Origin of the sequence: Mycolicibacter senuensis (genome assembly GCF_002101885.1) — a bacterium.
Lineage (GTDB): Bacteria > Actinomycetota > Actinomycetes > Mycobacteriales > Mycobacteriaceae > Mycobacterium > Mycobacterium senuense.
This window is the reverse complement of sequence record NZ_LQPS01000038.1, coordinates 49451-72082: the sequence shown is the minus strand read 5'-3', so window position 1 is coordinate 72082 and position 22632 is coordinate 49451. Positions and strand designations below refer to the sequence as shown.

At 68.0% G+C, this 22632-nt stretch carries 19 protein-coding genes and 1 tRNA gene; 12 read left to right on the top strand and 8 right to left on the bottom strand.

Translation table 11 applies throughout. From position 1 onward, the window contains the following. The first annotated feature begins 57 nt into the window (after positions 1-57). From AWC24_RS12195 to AWC24_RS12185, 3 genes are all read left to right on the top strand, one after another. A complete protein-coding gene (locus AWC24_RS12195; protein ID WP_234807352.1) occupies positions 58-1776 on the top strand; it encodes an ABC transporter ATP-binding protein in 1719 nt (572 codons plus the stop codon). Beyond that, a complete protein-coding gene (locus AWC24_RS12190; RefSeq protein ID WP_234807345.1) occupies positions 1773-3527 on the top strand; it encodes an ABC transporter ATP-binding protein in 1755 nt (584 codons plus the stop codon). Before AWC24_RS12195 ends, AWC24_RS12190 begins: the two co-directional genes overlap by 4 nt. Positions 3528-3613: 86 nt before the next feature. Continuing rightward, the gene (locus AWC24_RS12185; protein WP_174813633.1) at positions 3614-4468 is read left to right on the top strand and encodes an EamA family transporter; all 855 of its coding nucleotides are present in this window, start codon (positions 3614-3616) and stop codon (positions 4466-4468) included. Between the two features lie 9 nt (positions 4469-4477). Here the strand turns inward: AWC24_RS12185 and AWC24_RS12180 are convergent, their stop codons facing one another. Beyond that, positions 4478-5956, bottom strand: a complete 1479-nt coding sequence (locus AWC24_RS12180) for an acetyl-coenzyme A carboxylase carboxyl transferase subunits beta/alpha (protein WP_085085233.1) — start codon at positions 5954-5956, stop codon at positions 4478-4480. A 28-nt stretch (positions 5957-5984) separates the two neighbouring features. Between AWC24_RS12180 and AWC24_RS12175 the strand changes: the two genes are divergently transcribed. The 6 genes from AWC24_RS12175 to AWC24_RS12150 all read left to right on the top strand — a co-directional run bounded on the left by AWC24_RS12175 (position 5985) and on the right by AWC24_RS12150 (position 12962). After that, positions 5985-6716: an enoyl-CoA hydratase gene (locus AWC24_RS12175; protein WP_085085231.1), complete on the top strand. Its 732-nt coding sequence runs from the start codon at positions 5985-5987 to the stop codon at positions 6714-6716. 69 nt (positions 6717-6785) lie between these two features. Continuing rightward, on the top strand, positions 6786-7889 hold the full coding sequence (locus AWC24_RS12170; RefSeq protein WP_109560431.1) for an MBL fold metallo-hydrolase: 1104 nt from the start codon (positions 6786-6788) through the stop codon (positions 7887-7889). Then, positions 7874-10306, top strand: a complete 2433-nt coding sequence (locus AWC24_RS12165; RefSeq protein WP_174813632.1) for an HAD-IC family P-type ATPase — start codon at positions 7874-7876, stop codon at positions 10304-10306. The genes AWC24_RS12170 and AWC24_RS12165 overlap by 16 nt, the downstream gene beginning before the upstream one ends. A gap of 38 nt (positions 10307-10344) precedes the next feature. After that, positions 10345-10782 carry a type II toxin-antitoxin system Rv0910 family toxin gene (locus AWC24_RS12160; protein WP_085085229.1) on the top strand — a complete coding sequence of 146 codons (438 nt, stop codon included), beginning with the start codon at positions 10345-10347 and terminating at the stop codon, positions 10780-10782. A gap of 173 nt (positions 10783-10955) precedes the next feature. After that, positions 10956-12536, top strand: a complete 1581-nt coding sequence (locus AWC24_RS12155) for an ABC-F family ATP-binding cassette domain-containing protein (RefSeq protein WP_085085227.1) — start codon at positions 10956-10958, stop codon at positions 12534-12536. A 9-nt stretch (positions 12537-12545) separates the two neighbouring features. Further along, the gene (locus AWC24_RS12150) at positions 12546-12962 is read left to right on the top strand and encodes a hypothetical protein (protein WP_085085225.1); all 417 of its coding nucleotides are present in this window, start codon (positions 12546-12548) and stop codon (positions 12960-12962) included. Here the strand turns inward: AWC24_RS12150 and AWC24_RS12145 are convergent. The 3 genes from AWC24_RS12145 to AWC24_RS12135 all read right to left on the bottom strand — a co-directional run bounded on the left by AWC24_RS12145 (position 12943) and on the right by AWC24_RS12135 (position 15928). Continuing rightward, positions 12943-13761, bottom strand: a complete 819-nt coding sequence (locus AWC24_RS12145) for an LLM class F420-dependent oxidoreductase (protein WP_085085223.1) — start codon at positions 13759-13761, stop codon at positions 12943-12945. The genes AWC24_RS12150 and AWC24_RS12145 overlap by 20 nt on opposite strands. Before the next feature lie 10 nt (positions 13762-13771). Beyond that, on the bottom strand, positions 13772-14836 hold the full coding sequence (locus AWC24_RS12140) for a poly-gamma-glutamate hydrolase family protein (protein WP_085085221.1): 1065 nt from the start codon (positions 14834-14836) through the stop codon (positions 13772-13774). Between the two features lie 75 nt (positions 14837-14911). Continuing rightward, on the bottom strand, positions 14912-15928 hold the full coding sequence (locus AWC24_RS12135; RefSeq protein WP_234807350.1) for a DUF1254 domain-containing protein: 1017 nt from the start codon (positions 15926-15928) through the stop codon (positions 14912-14914). Positions 15929-16263: 335 nt separating this feature from the next. Here AWC24_RS12135 and AWC24_RS12130 point away from each other — a divergent pair, with 335 nt between their 5' ends. Continuing rightward, a complete protein-coding gene (locus AWC24_RS12130) occupies positions 16264-18222 on the top strand; it encodes a hypothetical protein (protein WP_234807349.1) in 1959 nt (652 codons plus the stop codon). 2 nt (positions 18223-18224) lie between these two features. Here AWC24_RS12130 and AWC24_RS12125 read toward each other — a convergent pair whose 3' ends face one another. Then, positions 18225-18863 carry a TetR/AcrR family transcriptional regulator gene (locus AWC24_RS12125; protein ID WP_234807344.1) on the bottom strand — a complete coding sequence of 213 codons (639 nt, stop codon included), beginning with the start codon at positions 18861-18863 and terminating at the stop codon, positions 18225-18227. 234 nt (positions 18864-19097) lie between these two features. Between AWC24_RS12125 and AWC24_RS12120 the strand changes: the two genes are divergently transcribed. Then, positions 19098-19766, top strand: coding sequence for a hypothetical protein (locus tag AWC24_RS12120; protein WP_234807343.1), 669 nt, complete (start codon positions 19098-19100; stop codon positions 19764-19766). An 85-nt stretch (positions 19767-19851) separates the two neighbouring features. Here AWC24_RS12120 and AWC24_RS12115 read toward each other — a convergent pair. Together AWC24_RS12115 and AWC24_RS12110 are read right to left on the bottom strand one after the other, a co-directional pair. Further along, a tRNA-Arg gene (locus AWC24_RS12115) sits at positions 19852-19924 on the bottom strand. Positions 19925-20076: 152 nt separating this feature from the next. Further along, positions 20077-20664 (bottom strand): TetR/AcrR family transcriptional regulator, encoded by a 588-nt coding sequence (locus AWC24_RS12110; protein WP_085085211.1) that lies wholly within the window; start codon positions 20662-20664, stop codon positions 20077-20079. An 80-nt stretch (positions 20665-20744) separates the two neighbouring features. Here AWC24_RS12110 and AWC24_RS12105 point away from each other — a divergent pair, with 80 nt between their 5' ends. Next, on the top strand, positions 20745-21908 hold the full coding sequence (locus tag AWC24_RS12105; protein WP_085085209.1) for an acyl-CoA dehydrogenase family protein: 1164 nt from the start codon (positions 20745-20747) through the stop codon (positions 21906-21908). Between the two features lie 20 nt (positions 21909-21928). Here AWC24_RS12105 and AWC24_RS12100 read toward each other — a convergent pair whose 3' ends face one another. Then, entirely contained in the window at positions 21929-22489 is a 561-nt protein-coding gene (locus AWC24_RS12100) for an ester cyclase (protein ID WP_085085207.1), read from the bottom strand. Positions 22490-22632: the final 143 nt, after the last annotated feature.

The following is a 22632-nucleotide window of genomic DNA, read 5'->3' as shown; positions in this document are numbered from 1 at the left end:
TCCGCGTTGCGCAGCCTGCTGCCGTATCTGCGGCCCTACCGGGCGAGGTGGATCACCATGATCACGGTGGCCGTCGTGAGCCTCGGTGCCACCGTCACGATCCCGCTGGTCACCAAGGCCGTCATCGACGGGCCGGTGGCCCACCGTGACCAGCCCGGGTTGTGGGTGCTCGGGACGGCGGCCACCGCGCTCGGGGTCGGCGAGGCGGTGCTGTGGTTCGTGCGGCGCTGGCTGGTCGCGCACGCCACCATGGGCGTCGAAGCCGACCTCCGCAAGGACCTCTACGCCCGGCTGCAGGTGCTGCCGATGACCTTCCACGGGCGCTGGCAGTCCGGGCAGTTGCTGTCGCGGATCATGAACGACCTGGCCACCATCCGCCGGTTTCTGGCATTCGTACTGGTGTTCCTGGTGCTCAACACGTTGCAGATCGTCGCGGTGACGACCATTTTGCTGTTGCTGTACTGGCCGCTGGGCGTAGTCGCCTGCGTGTCGATGGTGCCGGTGACGCTGACGGTGCAGCATTTCCGGCGCCAATACACCCGGCTGTCGCGGCGGGCCCAGGATCAGGCGGGCCAGGTGGCCACCGATGTCGAGGAATCGGCGGCGGGGCTGCGCACGATCAAGGCGTTCGGCCGCGAGGACCACGTGTTCGCCCGGTTCGACGCGCAGGCCACCAGGCTGCGCGACCTGGGCGTCGACAAGGTGGTGGTGACGTCGAAGTTCTGGACACTGCTGGAGGTGATCCCCAACCTCACGCTGATCGTGGTGCTGGCGGTCGGTGCGTACGCGGCCGGACACCACCTGGTCACGATGGGCACTCTGGTCGCCTTCATCACGCTGATGCTGTCGCTGGTGTGGCCGGTGTCGTCGCTGGGTTTTCTGCTGTCGGCGACCCAGGAGGCGATGACCGCCGCCGACCGGGTCACCGAGATCTTCGACGCGCCCATCGAGATCACCGACGGCGACGATCCGGTGCCGCCGTCCGGGCGCCTGGAGCTGCGCGACGTCGGGTTCCGCTTCGGTGATTCGGGTCCCGACGGCTCCTGGGTGCTGCGCGGGGTCGATCTCACCGTCGAAGCCGGCGAGACCGTCGCCGTGGTGGGCGCCACCGGATCCGGCAAGTCGGTGCTGGCGATGCTGCTGTCGCGGCTCTACGACGCATCCGAGGGGCAGATCCTGATCGGCGGGCGTGACATCCGTTCGCTGACGCTGGGCGCGTTGCGTTCGGCGGTGGTCACCGCCTTCGACGACCCCACGCTGTTCTCCATGTCGGTGGCCGAGAATCTGCGACTCGGCCGGCCCGATGCGAGCGACGCGGAGCTGGCCAGCGCGATATCGACGGTTTCGGCTGATTTCGTCTATGACCTGCCGTCGGGCCTCGACACCCGCATCGGCGAGCAGGGGATGAGCCTGTCGGGTGGGCAGCGTCAACGGCTGTCGCTGGCCCGGGCCCTGGTGGCCGTGCCGGCGGTCCTGGTGCTCGACGACACCCTGTCGGCACTGGATGTGCACACCGAGGCCGCCGTGACGTCGGCGTTGCGCCGCGTGCTGCGCGGCGCCGACGGTCGGCCGCCGATCACCGCGATCGTGGTGGCCAACCGGGCCTCGACGGTGGCGCTGGCCGACCGGGTGGCGTTGTTGGAGGACGGGGCCATCACAGCCGTCGGCACCCACGCCGAACTGCTGGCGACGGTGCCCCGGTACCGCTACCTGCTGGCCGCCGACGACGAACTCGACGACGGCACCGAACACCTTGTCGACTGGGCGCGGCGATGACGGCCCCGAGCCGGGCCGCGGCGCGCGCCGTGCTGTGGTCGCTGCTGCGTCCGCACCGCGTGGCGGTTGTGTTGCTGGCGTTGATCGTGGTGGTGGAAAACGCTGCCCGCCTTGCGGTTCCGATGCTGGCGCAGCGCGGTATCGACCGGGGAATCCCGCCGATAAGCGACGGCTCGACGCGGGTGCTGACGGCGATCATCGTCGCGCTGGGTGCGGTGGTGCTCGTGCAGGCCGGCAGCCGCATCCTGTTCCTGCAGTGGTCGGGCCGGATCGGCCAGCGGGTGCTGCTGGAGCTGCGGCGACGGGTGTTCCGGCACTTCCAGCGCCTCGACGTCGGCTTTCACGACCGCTACACCTCGGGGCGGGTGGTCAGCCGGCTGACCAACGACGTCGACGCGATCCAGGAGATGCTGCTGGGCGGGTTCGACAGTCTGGTCAGTGCCGTGCTGACGCTGGCCGGCACCGCGGTGCTGCTGGTCGTGCTGGACTGGCGGCTGGGCCTGATGTGCCTGGGCGCATTCCCGGTGCTGGTGGCGTTGCTGCGCTGGTTCAGAACCGAGTCGTCGAAGACCTACACCGCGGTGCGGGAACACGCTGCGCGGGTGATCGTGCAGTTCGTCGAGACCATGACCGGTATCAAGGCGGTGCAGGCCTACCGGCGCGAAGCACGCAACGCCGAACTCTTCGCGGGAGTCGCCGACCGCTACCGCGCCGTCAACGAGAAGGCGTTCAAACTGGTCGCCGTCTTCTCGCCGGGCGTCAAACTGGTCGGCAACCTCACCACCGGGATGGTGGTGCTCTACGGCGGCTGGCGAGTCCTGCACGGGCACATGACGATCGGGACGTTCACCGCATTCCTGCTCTACCTGCGGATGTTCTTCGACCCGATGCAGGAGATCACCCAATTCCTCAACACCTTTCAATCGGCGACCTCGGCGCTGGAGAAACTGGCCGCGGTGCTCGCCGAGAAAGTCGGAGTCGCCGACCCCGACGTTCCGGTCGCCCTCGCGGAGGTGCGCGGCGAGATCGCCTTGCGCGATGTGTGTTTCGGCTACCGGGCCGATGCACCGGTGCTGGCCGGACTGTCGTTGAGTATCCCGGCCGGCCAGACGGTGGCGTTGGTCGGCAGCACCGGTGCGGGCAAGACGACCATCGCCAAGCTGATCGCCCGGTTCCACGACCCGGCATCGGGCTCGGTGCGGCTCGACGGCGTCGACCTGCGTGATCTCACGCAGGCGGAGCTGCGCCGGCATGTGGTGATGGTGACCCAGGAGAACTTCCTGTTCTCCGGGACGCTCGCAGACAACATCCGTTTCGGTCGTCCCGAGGCGACCGACGCCGAGGTGGTCGCCGCCGCGGCCAGCGTGGGCGCCGAGCCGTTCATCGCCGCCTTGCCGGAAGGCTATGACACTGACGTGGCCAAGCGCGGCGGCCGGCTGTCGGCGGGCCAGCGTCAGCTGGTCGCGTTCGCGCGGGCGTTCCTCGCCGACCCGGCGGTGCTGATCCTGGACGAGGCGACCTCAGCGTTGGACATTCCCGGCGAGCGGATGGTGCAAAAGGCGTTGCGCACGGTGTTGTCCCGGCGGACCGCGCTGGTGATCGCCCACCGGCTCTCCACCGTCGAGATCGCCGACCGGGTGCTGGTGATCGAGGACGGGTCCGTCGTCGAAGACGGGCCACCGGCCGACTTGATCCGTGCCGAGGGGCATTACGCCGCCTTGCACGACGCCTGGCGGCGCTCGTTGACCTGAGATCGGCCGCAAAGATCCCGCAAACGCCGGCGGTTCGAGACTGCCCGCACACTTACGCTTCTCGCCATGGCGCATAGGGTCGTGGCGTGATCGGCTCCCCGGCCGCCCAGGGGTTGGCGTTGGCGTCGGCCACCAGTTTCGGGATCAGCGACTTCGTCGGCGGCGTCGCGTCGCGGCGGGTTGCCGCGCTGCGGGTGTTGTTGGTGTCCACCCCGGTCTCGATGGTGATGCTGGGAGCGCTCGCGATGATCGGCGGCGGCCACATCACGCCGGGCGCCGTAATGCTGGGCGTGCTCGGCGGACTCAGCCAGGCCCTGGGTGTCTGGTGGTTCTACGCGGCGATGACTGCCGGCCCGATCTCGGTGGTCTCGCCGCTGGCGGCGGTGGTGGATGCCAGCGTGCCGGTGTGCATCGGACGGGCGCTGGGGGAGCGGCCCGGCATGCTGGCCAGTGCAGGCATCGCGGTGGCATTGGCCGCTGTGGTGTTGATCAGCTGGCACGCCGGCGACGGCGGTAGCCGGCAGCGGCTGACCCGCGGGGCGATCTGGTTGACGATCGCCTCGGGGGTGGCCCTGGGGTTGAACTTCGTCGTCCTGGATCGCACCCCGCCCGACGCCGGACTGTGGCCGTTGCTGTTCGCGCGCGGCGCGGCCACCGTGCTGGTGCTGATCGTCGCGGCCGCCAGCCGCAATCTGCGGCTGCCGACGGGGACGCCGCTGCGGCTGGCGCTGGTGATCGCACTGCTGGACACCGCCGCCAACGTCACCATGCTGTTCGCGCTGCAGCTGTCGTTGCTGTCCCTGGCCAGCGTGCTGATCTCGCTGTATCCGGCCGCCACCGTGGTGTTGGCGGTGGCCGTACTGCGGGAGCGGGTGCGTCCCCGTCAGGTCGCCGGAATGGTGCTGGCCGCGGTGGCGGTGGGAATGATCACCGCCGGTTAGCTTTCGCGCTCAGCTCGGCAGCCCGATCCGCCGGTAGCGCTCCAGCCTGGTGCTCAGCCGAGCCTCGGCGGGCGTCCTCCGCAACGCGTCGAGCTCCACGGCGATGGCCCGCGACATGCGTTTGGCGAAGTCGATCGGCTCGGCGGCGGCGTCGGGATGTTCGGGCACGATCACGTCGACGATCCCGTGCGCCTTCAGGTCCGCCGAGCGGATGCCCTGCGCGTCCGACAGTTCCGGGGCGTGTTCGGTGTCGCGGAACACGATGGCGCTGGCACCCTCCGGAGGCAGCGGCGCCAGCCAGCCGTGGAGCGACGCCAACACCCGATCCGCCGGCACCATCGCCAACGCGGGCCCGCCGCTGCCCTGGCCGAGTAGCACCGACACCGTCGGCACGTCCAGCGTGACCAGCTCTGCCAGGCACGCCGCGATCTGCCCGGCCAGCCCGCCCTGTTCGGCCTCCACCGACAACGCGGGCCCCGGGGTGTCGATGGCCAGCACCAGCGGCAGCCGCAAGTCCTCGGCCAACGCCATGCCGCGCCGGGCGTCTTGCAGCGCGATCGGATCGGTGAGCCGGTCCGGGCCCCGCAACTGCCCCAGCACCACCGCGGGCTGACCGCCGAAGCGGGCCAACGCCAGCAGCATGGTGGCGCCGCGTTCGGCGCTTCCCGTGCCCGACAGGAAAACCCGTTCGGTGGCGCCGTGTCGCAGCAGAAAACCCACGCCGGGCCGATCCGGGCGCCGTGACGCGCACACCGAGTCCCAGGCCGGCAGATCGGGTATCGGCTCGCAGGCCGGGCTCGCGGGTGGCGGCGCGGGGTCGTCGAGCATCACCTTCAATGCCCGGGAGCAGGTGCGCCGCAGCCACTTCACCGGGATCACGCCGTCGATCACGCCGTGGGCCTGAAGGTTCTCGGCGGTCTGGATGCCGGGCGGGAACGGTGCGCCGTAGAGCTGTTCGTAGACCCGCGGACCCAGGAAACCCACCAGCGCCCCCGGCTCGGCCAGCGTGATGTGCCCGAGCGATCCCCAGGAGGCGAACACTCCACCGGTGGTGGGGTGGCGCAGGTAGACCAGGTAGGGCAGGTGGGCGCGTTTGTGCAGCTCGATGGCGGCGGCGATCTTGACCATCTGCAGGAAGGCGACGGTGCCCTCCTGCATCCGGGTGCCGCCCGAGCTCGGAGAGGCCAGCAGCGGCAGCCGTTGGGTGGTGGCCCGCTGGATCGCGGTGGTGATCCGCTCGGCGGCCGCCACCCCGATCGAGCCGGCCAGGAAGTCGAAGTCGCTGGCGATCACCGCGACCCGGCGCCCGCCCACCCGGCCCTCGCCGGTGATGACCGCCTCGTCGCCGCCGGTGGCGGCCCGGGCGGCGGCCAGTTCGGCGGCATAATCGTCGCTGATCGGCAAAGCCAGCGGCTCGTCGTCCCAGCTGATGAACGAGCCGTGGTCCAATACCGCGTCCCGCAGTTCGTCGGCCCCGATCCTGCTCACAGGACGAGCCTAATTAGGCTGGTGCGTCATGATCGGTGTTACCCGCGACGAAGCCGTCACCACCATCGAGCTGCAGCGTCCCGAGCGGCGCAATGCGCTGAACTCCCAGCTCGTCACCGAACTGCGGGAGGCGATCGTCGACGCCGCCAGCCACGACGTCCGGGCGATCGTGTTGACCGGTCAGGGCAGCGTGTTCTGTGCCGGCGCGGATCTGTCCGGCGATGCGTTCGCCGCCGACTACCCCGACAAGCTGCTCGCCCTGCACCAGAGCATCGCCGACGTCCCGCTGCCGGTGATCGGCGCGATCAACGGCGCCGCGATCGGCGCCGGGCTGCAATTGGCGATGGTCTGCGATCTGCGGGTGGTGGCCCCCGAGGCATTCTTCCAGTTCCCGGTCGCCAAGTACGGTCTGGCGTTGGACAACTGGAGCATCCGCCGGCTGACCTCATTGGTCGGCTACGGGCGGGCCCGGGCGATGATGCTCACCGCGGAGAAGCTGCCCGCCGATGTGGCGCTGCTGACCGGCATGGCCAACCGGCTGGGCACCGTTGCCGACGCGCAGGCCTGGGCGCGCGAGATCGCCGGACTGGCGCCGCTTGCCCTGCAGCACGCCAAGCGGGTGCTCAACGACGACGGCGCCTACCAGGAACAGACGCCGGAGCATAAGGAACTGTTCGACCGGGCCTGGGCCAGCCAGGACGTCATCGAGGCGCAGATGGCCCGCATCGAGAAGCGGCCGCCGAAGTTCCAGGGCGCCTGACCGGAGCCCGCGGTGAGCGTAAACGCCACGGATCCGGATGCCGCCGGTCACCGCCCTAGACTCGGCAGCATGTTGCGCGGTGCACTTCGGCTGGCCGCCGCCACCGCGTCCTTGGCCGCCGGCGGCTGGACCGTTCGCGCGCTGCGCGGCACACCCGGGGCCCTCGGCGCAGCCCCGCACGCCATCGACGCGGTGGCCGCCCGCTCCAGGCATTACCGCGACGGGATCTTCCACAACGTCGAGCGCGCCGCCATGGTCAACATGGATCGCGAACAACAGCGGCTGATGCTGCGCGAGTTGTTCGCCGACCGCGGCGCCCGGCGGCCGGTGGCGTCGGTTCCGCTGGTGGCCCCCGACTTCGCCGGTGCCGCCGAACCGGTGGCGGTCACCTGGCTGGGCCACGCCACCGCGCTGATCGAAGTCGACGGCTACCGGGTGCTGACCGACCCGGTGTGGAGCGAGCGCTGCTCGCCGTCGGATGCCGTCGGCCCCCGGCGGTTGCATCCGCCGCCGGTGGAGTTGTCGGCGCTGCCCGCGGTCGATGCGATCGTCATCAGCCACGACCACTACGACCATCTCGACATCGACACCGTCACCGCGCTGGCCCGCAGCCAGCGGGCACCGTTCGTGGTTCCACTGGGCGTCGGTGCGCACCTGCGGGCGTGGGGGATTCCCGCTGACCGGGTCGTCGAACTCGACTGGGACGAGCAGGTCTCGTTCGGCGAACTCACGTTGATCTGCACGCCGGCCCGCCACTTCTCCGGCCGGTTCCTGACCCGCAACATGACGCTGTGGGCCTCCTGGGTGATCGCCGGACCCGAGCACCGGGTCTACTTCGGCGGCGACTCCGGCTACACCGGGAGCTTCGGGCAGATCGGCGCCGACCACGGCCCGTTCGACGTGACACTGCTGCCGATCGGCGCCTACAACACCGCCTGGCCGGACGTACACATGAACCCCGAGGAGGCCGTCCGGGCGCACCTGGACGTCAACGGCGCGACGCTGGTGCCGATCCACTGGTGCACATTCCGGTTGGCGCCGCATCGCTGGGACGAGCCGGTGGAACGGTTGCTGGCCGCCGCCGAGTCGGCCGGAGTGCCGGTGGCCGTCCCACGCCCGGGCGAGCGGATCCGGCCGGCCGCCGACGACATTGAGCCGTGGTGGCGGAATTGACCGTCTCGCGGGCCACCGCCGCGGGGCTCAGCGACGACGAAGTCGCCCAGCGGGTCGCTGACGGCCAGACCAACGACATCCCGGTGCGTGCCGCGCGCAGTGTGCACGAGATCATCCGGGCCAACGTCTTCACCCGGATCAACGCGATCCTGGGCGTGCTGTTCGCCATCGTGCTCACCACCGGCTCGCTGATCAACGGGCTGTTCGGACTGCTGATCGTCTTCAACAGTGTCATCGGCATGGTTCAGGAGATCCGCGCCAAGCAGACGCTGGACAAGCTGGCCATCGTCGGCCAAGCGAAACCATTGGTGCGCAGGCAATCCGGGACGGTATCGCTGCCGGCCCGGGAGGTGGTGCTCGACGACGTCATCGAACTCGGGCCCGGTGACCAGATCGTCGTCGACGGCGACGTCGTCGAGGTGTCCGATCTGGAAGTCGATGAGTCCCTGCTGACCGGGGAAGCCGAGCCGGTCGCCAAGTGCATCGGTGACCATGTGATGTCGGGCAGCTTCGTGATCTCCGGCAGCGGCGCCTACCGCGCGACCCGGGTCGGCGGCGAGGCCTACGCGGCCAAGCTGGCCGAGGAGGCCAGCAAGTTCACCCTGGTGAAATCCGAACTGCGCAACGGCATAGACCAGATCCTGAAGTTCATCACCTATCTGCTCATCCCGGCCGGGCTGCTGATCATCTACACGCAGTTGTTCACCACCGACGTGGGCTGGCGGGCATCGGTGCTGGCGATGGTCGGAGCGCTGGTGCCGATGGTCCCCGAGGGTCTGGTGCTGATGACGTCGCTGGCGTTCGCGGTCGGGGTGATTCGGCTGGGACGGCGGCAGTGCCTGGTGCAGGAACTGCCGGCGATCGAGGGGCTGGCCCGCGTGGATGTGGTCTGCGCCGACAAGACCGGCACGCTGACCGAGAACGGCATGCAAGTGTCCGAGGTCATCGAACTCGAGGGCGCCGCCGGCTATCCGGTGCATCAGGCGCTGGCGGCACTGGCCGCCGACGACGCCCGGCCCAACGCCAGCATTCAGGCCATCGCCGAGGCGTTCCCGACGTCGCCGGGTTGGGTGGCGAACGCCTGCGAACCGTTCAAGTCGGCCGCCAAGTGGAGCGGCGTTTCATACGGCGAACACGGCAACTGGGTCATCGGTGCCGCCGATGTGCTGCTCGAGCCGTCGTCGGCAGACGCCGAACAGGCCGAGCGGATCGGGGCGAGCGGACTGCGCGTGTTGTTGCTGAGCCTCAGCGACCGGGCTGTGGACCATCCAGAGGCACCCGGAGTACTGACCCCGGTGGCGCTGGTGGTGCTGGAGCAGAAGATCCGTCCCGACGCCCGGGCCACCTTGGAATATTTTGCTACGCAGGAAGTCTCGGTGAAGGTGATCTCCGGTGACAATGCCGTCTCGGTGGGTGCGGTGGCCGGTGAGCTGGGACTGCCCGGGGACGCGATCGACGCCCGCAAGCTGCCGGCCGAGCAGGACCAGCTGGCCGACGCGCTGGAGCAGCACACCGTATTCGGCAGGGTGCGACCGGATCAGAAGCGCGCCATCGTGCGCGCCCTACAAGCACGTGACCACACGGTGGCCATGACCGGTGACGGCGTCAACGACGTGCTCGCGCTCAAGGACGCCGATATCGGTGTCGCGATGGGAGCCGGAAGCTCGGCGGCGCGTTCGGTGGCGCAGATCGTATTGCTGGACAACAAGTTCGCCACCTTGCCCTACGTGGTGGGCGAGGGTCGCCGGGTGATCGGCAACATCGAACGGGTGGCGAACCTGTTCCTGACCAAAACGGTGTATTCGGTTCTGCTCGCCCTGCTGGTCGGCCTGGTCGGGTTGGCGTCGGCGCTGTTCGGCACCGAACCGCTGCTGTATCCGTTCCAGCCGATCCACGTCACCGTTGCGGCCTGGTTCACCATCGGCATCCCGGCGTTCATCCTGTCGCTGGCGCCGAACAACGAACGGGCGCACCCCGGATTCGTCCAGCGGGTGATGAGCGGGGCGTTGCCGGCCGGCCTGGTGGTGGGCATCGCCACGTTCACCTCGTACCTGCTGGCCTACCGCGGTAGTGAAGCCACGGCGGTACAGCAGATCCAGGCCTCGACCACGGCCCTGATCACCTTGTTGACCACCGCCGGGTGGGTGCTGGCCGTGGTGGCGAGGCCCTATCAATGGTGGCGATTGACGCTGGTGATCTGCTGCGGCCTGGCCTACGTGGGTATCTTCGCGCTTCCGCTGGCCCGGGAGAAGTTCCTGCTCGATCCCTCCAATGTGGCACTGACGTCGCTGGCGCTCGGTGTCGGCGCAGTCGGCGCCGTCGCGATCGAGGCGGTGTGGTGGGCACGCGGCGCCATGCTCGGTGAGCGACCCAAGTTGTGGCGAGAGCAGCCAACGACCACAATGACCCAGCGATGAACACGGGATAACCGGGGACAAGAAGGGGACAGAATCACATGGCCAAGCTCTCCGGATCCATCGACGTCCCGCTCCCCCCCGAAGAGGCGTGGGGGCACGCCTCGGATCTGTCGCGCTACAAGGAGTGGCTGACGATTCACCGGGTCTGGCGCAGCGTGCTGCCCGAGACCCTGGAGAAGGGCACGACGCTCGAGTCGATCGTCGAGGTCAAAGGCATGCCCAACCGGATCAAGTGGACGATCGTGAACTACAAGCCGCCGACGGGGATGACCCTCAACGGCGACGGCAAGGGCGGCGTCAAGATCAAGCTGCTCGCCAAGGTCACCCCGGCCGGCGACGGATCCAAGGTCAGCTTCGACGTCCATCTGGGCGGGCCGGCGTTGTTCGGGCCGATCGGCATGCTGGTGGCCGCCGCGCTGAAGAGCGACATCAACGAGTCGCTGCGCAAGTTCGTCACGGTATTCGCACCGGCTTGACCGGTTGCACGCCACACCGGCCCGCAGCTAAAGTGGCGGGCGTTCCCGCACAGGAGGTCTGGAGAATGACAGGCATCGCCGGTCTCGCGCCGTTGTCCGCGCGCTGATCACCGACGAATCGCCGTAGTCGCGTCCCGGTTGTCAGCGCACCCGCTGACTTTCCCGGAGACCCCATGTCCTTCTCTGATTTCGATTCCGTAGTCACACTCACCGACGCCGGCTTCAGCTGGCCGGACGGCAGTACCGCACTGGCCGGCATCACCGGTTCGTTCGGCGCCGGCCGCACCGGTCTGGTCGGTGCCAACGGCGCCGGAAAATCCACCCTGCTCCGCCTGATCGCCGGGGAGCTCGCCTGCACGACCGGGTGGGTCGCGACGACCGGCGAGGTGGCCTACCTGCCGCAGTCACTCACCCTGCACGTCGGCGCGTCGATCGCGGAATTGCTCGGCGTCGCCGCGCAACTCGAGGCTCTTCGCGCGATCGAAGGCGGTGATGCCGACGAGACCCATTTCGAGATCCTCGGCGACGACTGGGACATCGAAACCCGCGCCGACGCAGCGCTGCGCCCCCTCGGGTTGGGTTTCGGTGACCTCGATCGGCGAGCCGGCGAACTGTCCGGTGGTGAGGCGATGTTGGTGGCTCTGACCGGCCTGCGCCTGAAGGCCGCCCCGATCACCCTGCTCGACGAGCCGACCAACAATCTCGACCGGCTCGCCCGTGAGCAGTTCGCACAGCTGGTGGCATCGTGGCCGGGCACGCTCATCATGGCCAGCCATGACCGTGCGCTGCTGGAGCAGCTGGACGGGATCGCCGAGTTGCACGACGGCCGGCTGACCACCTTCGGCGGGTCCTACAGCGCTTGGCGGGCGCACCTGGACGCCGAGCAGGCCGCCGCCCGGACCGCCCTGCGCGCCGCCGAGCAGGTGCTCAAGGTGGAAAAGCGGCAGCGTGTCGACGCCGAGACCAAGCTCGCCCGGCGCAACCGGACGGCCCGGGCGTCCCATCAGAACAAGCGCGCCGCGAAGATCGTGATGAACCAGAATGCGTCCAACGCACAGGTTTCGGCCGGCCGGCTGCGCACCGGACTGGACCGGCGGGTGCGCGGCGCACAAGCGGAGTTGGACGACGCCGCCGCCCGCGTCCGTCACGTCGACCACATCCGCGTCGCGCTGCCGGATCCGGACGTGCCGTCCACCCGCCGGCTGGCCGAACTGCCCGGCAGCAGCGGGCCGCTCATCGTGCAGGGGCCGGAGCGGATCGGACTGGACGGCCCCAACGGGGTCGGCAAGACCTCGCTGCTGGAGGCGCTGCTGGCCGGGGCGGGCGCAAGCCTGCAGACCGACCGGGTCGGCTACCTCCCGCAGCGGTTGGACCATCTGGACGACGCGGCGTCCGCGTTCGACGCCGTGTCGGCGATATCCAGCCGCGAGCCGCGGGCCGTGCGCGCCCAACTGGCCCGGTTCCTGCTGGATGCCGATTGTGTGGCCCGGCCGATCGGCACCTTGTCCGGCGGTGAGCGATTCCGGGTGGCGCTGGCCCAGCTGCTGCTGGCCGAGCCGGCGCCGCAGCTGCTGTTACTCGACGAACCCACCAACAACCTCGACCTGGCCAGCGTGGATCAGTTGGTCGATGCCCTGGCCGGTTACCGCGGAGCATTCATCGTGGTCAGTCACGACGACGACTTCCTGGCCCGGGTCGGCCTGACCAGGACCTGGGTGATGCCGCGCCGGGGTGAGCTTGTCGATGCGAGCTAGTGTCACAACATGACTCGCGTACACCCGGGCTGGCTCGTCGCACTGTTCGCTGCGATCCTGTCGGTCAGCGCGTGGTTGCCCTGGCTGACCACGTCGGCGCACGGGGGTGGGCGTGCCAGCGCGATCGGCGGCACCGCCGGCAGTATTGCTTTGCCGCCCCGCTTCGGGGTCGGCCAGTTGATCGTGCTGCTGGCGGCCGTGCTGGTGGTGGCCGGTGCGATGATCGGCCGTGGGCTGTTCAGCAGGCTGGCATCGGTTGTCGCACTGGTGGTCTCATTGGGCATTGTTGGTCTGGGCGTGGCGTTCTACCGGCTCAATGTCGTCGCGCCGATCACCGCGGGCTACGGACTGTACATCGGCGCGGTCAGCGTGGCCGGCGCCCTGGGTTGCTCGGTGTGGGCGCTGCTCACCGCAGCGCGGCGATGACCTTCGCGAAGGCTTCGGCGTGGTTCTGCTGCACGGTGAAGTAGCTCAATCCGTAGCGTCGGCGGTATTCCCGCAGGGTGTCCGCCATCTCGTGCGGCGATCCGTACAGCACGGCGGGCATGTCCAGCAGCTCCCGATCCGACAGTGTCGGGGCGAACCGGCGGGTCAGCGACAAGTCGGGCATCCCGGATCCATCCGTCGGGACCGATGTGATGGCGAGATTCAGTTCCAGCGCGTCGAACCGATCACCGGCCGCGGCGCGGACGAACGCGATGCGTTCTGCCAGCGGATCATCCACGCCGTCCACCAGCGCTCCGGTCAGGCCGATGATGCCGGCGTGCCGGGCCGCCACGGTGAGCAGCCGGTCGCCGCTGCCGGCGATGAGGATGGGCACGCCCGGCTGGTGCGTCGCCACATACGTCGTGAGGTGTTCCAGGTAGGCGATGCGGCGTGCGGCCGTCGGGAACGGCAGTTCGGCGGCTTCGAACTCCGCCCGGACATAGCCGGCGCCCAAGCCCACCTCCAGCCGCCCGCCGGACAGCAGGTCGGTGTCGGCGATGTCGCGGGTCAGCAGGGCCGGCTTGTAGAAGCAGGCGTTGAGCACATAGGTGCCCAGCCGGATCGTTTTAGTGGCTGCGGCGGCCGCGACCAAAGTGGGGAAGGGAGCCGGGGCGCCGAGGTGATCGGGCACGTGGAGGACATCGAAGCCGAATCCCTCCAGCCGCCGAGCGGTCTCGGCCAGCGTGGCCGCGGACCCGATCGCGTGCAGGCCCACACCGAAACGAAACGATCTGTCCATCGACTACCTCCTAGATCTCCCAGGACCGGGCCGCCAGCGCCAAGCCTCGCACCAGTGCCGCCGTGACCGGCGACAGGCCGTCCTGGCCCGGGGGTTGGCTGCGGGGACTGATGCCCCGAACCCGCGGCGACAGTTCCAGTTGCGTCCCGCCGCCGCGGACCTGGTTGACGGGGTTCGCCGGGTGCAGGCCGCGCAACCCCACCGGGATCGCCTCGAGGTCGGTGATCACCTGATAGCCGGGCAGCACCAGGCAGCGGGCGAGGTGCGTGGCCAGGCTGCGGTTACGGCCCCCGGCCAGCAGTTGGGTGCTCCGTCCGATCCGGCCGTAGCCGTGCAGTGACACCACGACGTCGACATGGCCGAGAAATTCGGCGAGCCGCGGCGACTCCGCGGCGAGATAGCGCGTCGACGGCAGATGCCGCGGATATCCGTCGGGGTGGCGCACCAGATACACCGATGCGCCGGCGGCCTCGGCGGCGCGTTCGGCGATCACGTCGGTCATCTGCTCCAAGCCCCCGCCGTGAATGGCCAGGAAGCCGAACCGCGATCGCAGCCGACTGTGCTCGACGACGTCGGGTTCGGCCAGCAACGCCGAAAGCGACTGCGGCCCGGCGTGCTCGGCGGGGGCAGTGCGCAGCGGCCAGTGGATCGGGTCCCAGCGGCGCAGAAACTCGATCCAGGCCGGCGGAAGCTCGTGTTGGACGGCTGCGCCGATGATGCGCTCCAGATAGCCGTCGCGGGGCGCACCGGTCTGCACCCGATGGTCGATGTAGACCCAGGCCGGCGAGGAACCGTCGCGGGTCTGGATGGTCAGCTGATCGCGGCGGTAGCGCACCGGGACACCTTCGGCGCTGTCCAGCGCGGCCAGGTCGCGATCGGACACCCGCCACAGCACTCCGTGGACCCGCGATCCCGGGAACGGCTCAACGGTGGCGACACCGCGCTCATTGATCAGCCAGTCGTGATCGGCCAGCGTCGCCGGCCGGGGATCGGATGCTTCCGGGCAGCGGCGCGCCATCTGCTGTGCGCACAGGTTGGACCCGTACGCGAAGTAGGCGTGCTGCGTCGCCGTCACCTAGCCCGGCGACTGCCCGATGATCACCACGATCTGCAGACTAACGCCGGCCGGGCCGGGTGTGCCGCCATCGCCTCAGCGTGGCGGACGCGCCGGCGGCGTGGGGGTGGTCGGGGCAGCGGGCGTCGGGGCGGGCCGGGTGCCGGCGCCGGCCGTCTCTACCGGTTGGGCCTCGGGGAACACCCACTTCCCGGAGAGGATCTCCGGTTCCGGCTGATAGAGCCGGACCAGATAGTTCCATCCCGGCGTGACCGGCAGGCAGTTGACGACATCGGCCGAGCAGTCGCCGAACTGTACGGTCACCGATCCGTCGTCGGCCTTCGTCGCGGTGGTGTCGTTGACCGAGTAGGCCTGCTGCGGATTCTCGGTGAAATAGCCGTTCTTGTTGTAGACACTGATCGACCAGAAGGCGTTCACCGGGACGTCTTTGACGGTCAGCCGATACACCGTGTTGCCGTCGTTGCGGGCCGGGGTGACGTTCAGATACAGCGCCTCGGTCTCCGGGTTGCCGCCCCAGGCCGCGGCGGCGCCGATCAGGTGCCGCACCGGGTCGGTGTCGGCCAGGCTGCCGAACATGCCGCGGGTGTCGGGAATGGTCTCGGCCAGCACCAGCAGCGCGTCGTTGACCTTCTTCTGGCTGACCGGATCCCACCGGGGCACGTCGAAGGTTCCGGACTCCTGCTGGGTCACGGTGATCTGGTCCTGCAGTCGGTGTGCTGCCCGTAGGTCGTCCGGGTTCTTGGGGTTGGCCAGGATGCGCACGGCGATCATCACGTAGCGGGTGCCGACGTGCTCTTGGTCCAGGGTGTGCTCGCCGCTGCCGTAGAACATGTCGGTGACGTATTCGTCCTGGTTGATCACCTGCGCCGACATGTACCGCTGACCGGGGTCCGGCAGGGTGATCGTCACCGGAGCCGCCTCCAGGTCGAACACCGCCGCCGAATACAGGGTGTCCCGGTTGGATCGCACCACCAGCTGCCGGTCGATCGGGGTGAGCTCACGCATGTGGAAGAACCGACCGAAGCCGTTCTCATTGACGACGTTGGTGAACTCCTGGTCGGTGACGGCCCGCACGAAGTTGTCCGGCGACACCAACACCATGCCGTTGGGGGTGCTGCGCGGCGCCAGGTGCGCCAGCGGATCCGGGCCGGCCTTGGTCACCGTCAGCCCGCACCCCGCCAAGGCCAGGGCGGTCGTCACCGCGCCGAACGCAGAAAGCCATCGCTTGGACATGCAGCGCAACCTACCTGGCGCCATCGGCCGATGTCGCCAAAGGGTTTCGCGACACGAGTAGCGGAATTCGCGCGGCAGCTATTGCACGCCCTGGGATACCGACGTATCGTCCGGAATGAGAGTTCGCCATTAATTCGATGTGCAAATGATTAGAGCTCGAAATGCAAAACCGACACAAAGGAGCGGCCGTGCACATGACCGGGGGCGCCGAACGCGACCGTGCCGGCCGAGTCAGGCGGTACGGGGTCGCCGCAGCAGCAGTGGGCACCGCGCTGTCGATGGTGGTGGGCACCCCGGCGGTTACCGCCCGGACCGTACCGGCGGTGGCATTGACGTCGACGGCTGGGTTTCAGCCGGCCCTCGATGCCCTGGTTGCGGAGATGCAGCGGCTCGTCGGCGTCAATATGGATCTTGACTACGCGGCGCCGGGCAGTGAAGACGAACTGATGACGATGCTGCAGAACACCAACTACCAGTTGCTCAGCGCCGGACTGTCCCGCGTCACCCAGTTGTTCAACGGAGTCTTTTTCCAATCGCCGGAGGCGATCGCGGGCAATGCCGCCGACCCCCGCCAGTACTTCGATTTCTTCACCCCCGACATCTACTACCGGGTGACCGCCGGTTTGGCGCCCGGTGCGACTTATGTGCTGAACGGGACGCTGGGCGGGGGGACCGAGCATTTCGTGATCAGCACCCAGGCCATCACCGGCGGGTCGGCGCAGGCCATCGAGAATCTGGAAATGGGTCACGGTCTGGTGGTCAACCCCGACGGCACCTTCACCGTGTACATCGGTCCGGAGGAGCCGGCGGGCGCGGTCAACTTCATGGATTCCACCGACGCCACCGTCGGCGGCGCGGCGTCGCTGCTGATCCGGGACATGCTCGGGGACTGGGGCAAGGGCCCCGGCCACGTCACCCTGCAATGCGTGGCCGACTGCCCGCCGTTCTTCGCCATCCCCGAGGGCGGGTTCTTCCCCAGCGACGACCCGGTCGGGGCGACGCTGGAGCAACCCGGCGGCATCACCTCGATCGACTCGATGCTCACCACGCTTTTCAGTGCTTTCGCCCAGGTCATCGGCCCGTTCAACACACGTGCCATCGAGGGCGGGGCATCGGTGGGTATGAATGTCCCGGCCAACACCATGTTCGATTTGAGTCCGCAGAACAGTTACGGCGCCGGCCTGGAGAGCGCGGTCGTCACCGGCGGCAACTTCGCGCTGGATCCCGGTGAGGCGCTGATCCTGAAGGTGCCGACCGTGGACGCGGCTTACAGCGGTATCGAGTTGATGAACGTCTACGGCGGGGCGCTGCCCTATGTCATGGCCCAGACCACGCTCAACCACACCACCACCTACCACGCCGACGACGGCTACACCTATTACGTCATCAGCGGTACGAACCCCGGTGTGGCCAACTGGCTGGACACCGGCGGCATCAACACCGGGGAGATCTTCGCCCGGTTCGAGAACGTCACCGACCCCGACAACGCGCTGGGCCTGGGCGTTGAGACGCACGTGGTGTCGATGGACGACTTGGCCAACTGGCTGCCGGACGACACCCCCACCGTCAGCCCGGCGGAGTTCGCCGCCGACATGGCGCAGCGAGTGCTGTCCTACGGTTACGGCCTGGACGTATCCCGGATGCACGCCCAGCCCGACTGGGTGGTGCAGAACCTGCTGATGAACGGGTTGCAGGGCCTGATGGGCGACGAGAACTACGAGGCCGTGTTCGGCGATGAGCCCTTCACCCCGATCGCGCTGCGGTTCACCGAGGCGCTCAGCCCGAACTGGGATGCGGTGTGGAACAGCATCTCCGACCACCCGATGGAAAGCCTGACGGCGGTGTGGAACAACCTGCCGCTGCTGGCCAGCGACATCAACCTGCCGATCACGCTGGCGCTGGCCCAGACCGCGCTGTCGGTCGTGATGCCGCAGCTGCTGATCCCGGCCATCAACGACGCGCTGTTCAACCCGAACACCAGCATCCTGGCCGGGCTGCTCAACGCCCGTGACGACTTCGCGACGGCGATCCTGACCGCCACCGACGCCTGGCCGACCGAAGTCGGTGAGCAGGCGAGCCAGCAGTGGGCGAACATGGCGGACCTGATCGCGAGCACCCCCAGCTTCGACCTGTCGGATCTGTTCGGGGGCTGATCTCACGCCGTCAGGCAACGACGCAGGTGCGCGACGACTTCTTCGGCCAGCGCCTCGACCGGCTGGCGGCAGTCGCCGGCGACCCAGTCGGTCAACCAGATCTGCAGGGCCGAGATCACCAGGGAGGCCACGACTGCTGGTCGCAGTCGGGTGATCTCGCCGGCTTCGATTGCGGCCTCGGCGGCGCGGGTGATCATGTCCATGCCGGTACGCCAGACCTCACGCTGTTCGCCGCGGCCGGCATCGATCAGGGTGGTGGCGGTGCCCCAGCTGAGGCCATCGCGAAGATGCAGGTGCAGGAAGTTCGGATGGCCGGCGAAGAACTCGACCTCGACACGCGCCGCGCTGAGGATGTTGTCGAGGGCAGTGGCGTTCTTGTCGGTGCGCTGTTGGACGGCCGCAACAAATTCCGTCATCCGCTCGGCGTTGAGCGCATCCCACAGCTCGTCCTTGCCGGAGAAGTGGCGGTAGACGGTTGTCAGCGATACCCCGGCGCGCTTTGCGATCGCACCTACTCGCGCACCGGTAAAGCCGGTCCGGCCGAATTCGAACTCGGCGGCCGCCAGGATCTGGCGGCGATACATCGCGCGTCGTGCGTCATCGAGGCTGGTTGCCGAAGGCATCCGTTCCGCGGCGTTCATCCGAGATCACTCACTCACCTTTGAGTTCTTGTCCGCCCGTGCCGTCACGATGATACCGTCGTCCAGTAATCACTGTTCTGATAAGAGTAATCATCATTACTCAGTACCTGTCCGAGGCGGCGAAAGAGGACGTGGATGACGGCGACATCAGCGACATCAGCGGCCGAACCCGAGACACCCCCGACCGTCACCGCGAAGCTTCCGCCGTCGCGTGGTCTGCGGATCGTGTGGATCGTGGCCTTCGGTTCTCTCGCCGTGAGCTTTCCGCTCTACAGCTACTTGGCGTTCCACAGCGGGTTTGACCGCGGCGCCATCGCCAACGCGATGGTCGTTCACGTAACGGCCGCGTATTTCCTGGGAATCTTCGCGGCGTTCCTGCCGATCCCGTCACTGCGGCAGTGGACGCGGTTCCAGCGCCTGCAGGGGGTCGTGTTGGCGTTTGCGATTGTTTCCTACACCACGCATCTGACGTGGGAACTGGGCTGGCTCATCCTGCACAAGGCGATTCCCGCCGCGCGCGACGCGGCCTGGGCATACCCGTGGTGGAACTACATCGACGGCGGTGACGTGCGCTACCTGGATGCCGAGCCCAGCTTCATGATGATCGAGGTGCTGTCGGTGATCAACGGCTGCATCGGCACGGCGGGGTTGGTCTTGCTGTTCCGATCGAAATTCCGTGATTTCCGAGGCACGCTGCTGATCATGTCGACGGGGGTCACCCACACCGTGCTGACTTGGTACTACTACGGAACCGAGGTGCTCGGCGGATTCCCCTCGGTGAACACCTCCAGCATTATGGACCTCGGAGTGAAGTTCATCCTTCTCAACGGCCCATGGTTGGTTGCACCGTGGTTGGTGCTGGCCTGGGGCTACCAGCTGCTCAAACATCAATTCCGAGGGTGACGAACTCGGACGATCCGATGTGCGACATCGGGACATCGCAGAAGTGCCGAAGTGCGCAGTGCCGAAGTGCCCCCACCGAATGCGGTGCCCCCGGCAGGATTCGAACCTGCGACACCGGCTTTAGGAGAGCCGTGCTCTATCCCCTGAGCTACGGGGGCGGGGACCTGTCGGAATAGGTGCTGAAAACTTTAGTGGATCGTAGCGGGGTGCCGGGTGTGCGGTTGCGCTCGCGCGCCCAGTCCTGATCATTGCGGACAAGTGGCGCCGGGGCCGCGGCCGGGTGATCGGCGGCGGTCGCGCCGGTCAGCGATCAGTCCGCGACGGTGACCCGAAGCCGTGGCTTGTCGCCGTCGCCGGGCTGCGCGACGCGGTCCCAGACCGCATCGACCATCGGCTCCAGGAATAGCTCGCCCATTTGGCGCACCAGTACGGCGACGATCTGGGTGGACGGCCGGCGTGTGGTCGACGCGTGGCCGGACTTGCGCAGCGAGGTGATCTCGCGCTGGGTCAGCTCCACCAGCACGTCGAGCAGGTGCATCCGGTCATGGGAGGGATCCAGCAGGGCTCGTCGCACGTAGTTCACCACGGGCGGGTTGGCCGCCAGCATCTCCCGGACCGCGTCATCACGAGCCGCCCCGATCTGGGCGGCGGTGTCGTCGGTGGGTGCCTCGGCGATCGCGTGGGCGAAGTAGTCGACCACCAGTTGGTCCACGGCGTGGCGCAGGCCCTCCTTGGTCTTGAAATGGTGCTGCACCAGGCCCAGGGTGACCCCGGCTTCGGCGGCGACGGCCCGCAATGAGATCCGGTCCTCGCCGTATTGCGCGTACAAGTCCAGCGCTGCGTTGCGGATGCGCGCCCTACCGGTCAGGTCCTGGTCGGTCACGCGCGGATTGACCATCTCGCCTCCATCCAGCCGTTGGCTCAGCCTAGTAGACGTTACGATTGAACCTATGTCGATACATCTGTATCGTCCGAATCATGTCCGAACTGTTCCCCGACTACCGCGCGACCTGGGAGAGCGACCAGCACCGCGAGCTGCGTAAACACGCCGCGGAGTTCTTCCGCAAGGAGTCGACCCCGAACCAGGAGCGCTGGGCCGCCCAGCACCAGGTCGACCGCGAATTCTGGAACAAGCTGGGCGACGCCGGACTACTCGGTGTCGACCTGCCCGAGCAGTACGGCGGAATCGACGGTGACTTCGGGTTATCGGCCGTGGTCGCCGAGGAACTCGCGCTGGCCGGAGATGCGGCGTCGGGCTGGATCGTGCACTCGCCGATCGTCGCGCATTACGTCAACACCTACGCCGGCGACGAGCAGAAGCAGCGCTGGATGCCCGGCATCATCAGCGGGGACAAGGTGCTCGCGATCGCGATGACCGAGCCCGGCACGGGGTCCGATCTGCAGGCCGTCAAGACGACCGCGGTCCGCGACGGCGACCACTACGTGGTCAACGGCTCGAAGACGTTCATCTCCAATGGAACTCACTGCGATCTGCTGGTGATCGTGGTCAAGACCGATCCGTCCCAGGGCGCGGCCGGGGTGTCTTTGATCGTGGCCGAAACCGACGACGAGTTGGCCGGATTCGAACGCGGCCGGGTGCTGGAGAAGGTCGGGCAGCACGGCCAGGACACCCGCGAACTGTTCTTCACCGAGATGCGGGTGCCGGTGGCCAACCTGCTCGGCGCCCAGGAGGGGCTCGGCTTCTATCAACTCATGGAGCAGTTGGCTCGCGAGCGCCTCATCATCGCCGCGACGTGCGCCGGCATGGCCGAGGCCGCGGTGCTCGACTCGATTCGCTACACCAAGGAGCGCGAAGCATTCGGTAAGCCGCTGATCAAGTTCCAGCACACCAGGTTCGAGCTGGCCGAGTTGAAGGCGGAGGTGCTCTCGATCAAGACGACCGTCGACTACTGCATCCAGAGCTACATCAACGGCAACAACGACCCGGCAACGGCGTCGATGGCCAAGCTGATCGCAGCGGACAAAGCCGTCGACGTAGTGGATCGCTGTGTGCAGTTCTTCGGCGGATACGGCTACATGATGGAGTACCCGATCGCCCGCGCCTACGCAGCAGCCCGAGTGAACAAGATCTACGGCGGCACCAGCGAAATCATGAAAGAGATCATCAGCCGCTCGCTGTGACCCGGCGGCTGGGACCGCGATCAGTCGGTCAGATCCGCCGCCGGGGTGTTGACCAGCAGCGGATCGGGTTCGGCCGCCATCGCCAACAGCCCGCGCACCCCGCGTATCACCAACGGCCAGTTGCGCGGGTCGCGCAGGTTGAGCCCGCCGATGAGTTGCTTGAGCATCGACAGCGTGTCGAAGTAGATCCGTTCGGCGATCAGCGTCTCCCTCTCGTCGAAGACGAAGTAGGCCGTCATCCGGGTGCGGTGCCGCGACCCGGTGGCCGGTATCGCTCCCAGGGGACCCAGGTGTGTTCCGAGCAGCCAGAATTCGACGATCACCGCGTCGGCGCTGTGCCGCAGCGCGATGATCTCGTGGTCCTGGTCGGGGAAGGCGATGCGGGTGTCGCGGTAGTAGGCGCGGACCTCGGTGTCGCCGTCGTGCACGGTCAGCGTGGGAATGATCTCGTAGTGCGGGTGGGGAAACGTGGCCAGCACGTCGTCCCAGTCCTGGCGCACCTCGTCGTGGAAGTGGCCGAGGACGAGTTTCTCCCGTGCCCGTAACACCTCGGCGGACGGGATGGTGAAGCGATCGGCCATGAAGCCTCCAGACAGATTCATCCTGGTATGCACACGATCCTGCCCGTGCGCGCCGCCATTGTCGGCCAGAATGGGCTGATCGCCGCGCCGGCAGGCTCACCGCGTCACATTCGGCCGGGCTACCTCGTCAGTGTTCGTAGCCC

What these genes read in the sequence shown, in the direction of transcription:
- AWC24_RS12195 (WP_234807352.1), top strand. Translation starts at nt 58, where the DNA reads ATGATCACGGTGGCCGTCGTGAGCCTCGGTGCCACCGTCACGATCCCG.
- AWC24_RS12190 (WP_234807345.1), top strand. Translation starts at nt 1,773, where the DNA reads ATGACGGCCCCGAGCCGGGCCGCGGCGCGCGCCGTGCTGTGGTCGCTG.
- AWC24_RS12175 (WP_085085231.1), top strand. Translation starts at nt 5,985, where the DNA reads ATGATCGGTGTTACCCGCGACGAAGCCGTCACCACCATCGAGCTGCAG.
- AWC24_RS12170 (WP_109560431.1), top strand. Translation starts at nt 6,786, where the DNA reads ATGTTGCGCGGTGCACTTCGGCTGGCCGCCGCCACCGCGTCCTTGGCC.
- AWC24_RS12160 (WP_085085229.1), top strand. Translation starts at nt 10,345, where the DNA reads ATGGCCAAGCTCTCCGGATCCATCGACGTCCCGCTCCCCCCCGAAGAG.
- AWC24_RS12155 (WP_085085227.1), top strand. Translation starts at nt 10,956, where the DNA reads ATGTCCTTCTCTGATTTCGATTCCGTAGTCACACTCACCGACGCCGGC.
- AWC24_RS12150 (WP_085085225.1), top strand. Translation starts at nt 12,546, where the DNA reads ATGACTCGCGTACACCCGGGCTGGCTCGTCGCACTGTTCGCTGCGATC.
- AWC24_RS12145 (WP_085085223.1), bottom strand. Translation starts at nt 13,761, where the DNA reads ATGGACAGATCGTTTCGTTTCGGTGTGGGCCTGCACGCGATCGGGTCC.
- AWC24_RS12130 (WP_234807349.1), top strand. Translation starts at nt 16,264, where the DNA reads ATGACCGGGGGCGCCGAACGCGACCGTGCCGGCCGAGTCAGGCGGTAC.
- AWC24_RS12125 (WP_234807344.1), bottom strand. Translation starts at nt 18,863, where the DNA reads ATGAACGCCGCGGAACGGATGCCTTCGGCAACCAGCCTCGATGACGCA.
- AWC24_RS12110 (WP_085085211.1), bottom strand. Translation starts at nt 20,664, where the DNA reads ATGGTCAATCCGCGCGTGACCGACCAGGACCTGACCGGTAGGGCGCGC.
- AWC24_RS12105 (WP_085085209.1), top strand. Translation starts at nt 20,745, where the DNA reads ATGTCCGAACTGTTCCCCGACTACCGCGCGACCTGGGAGAGCGACCAG.
- AWC24_RS12100 (WP_085085207.1), bottom strand. Translation starts at nt 22,489, where the DNA reads ATGGCCGATCGCTTCACCATCCCGTCCGCCGAGGTGTTACGGGCACGG.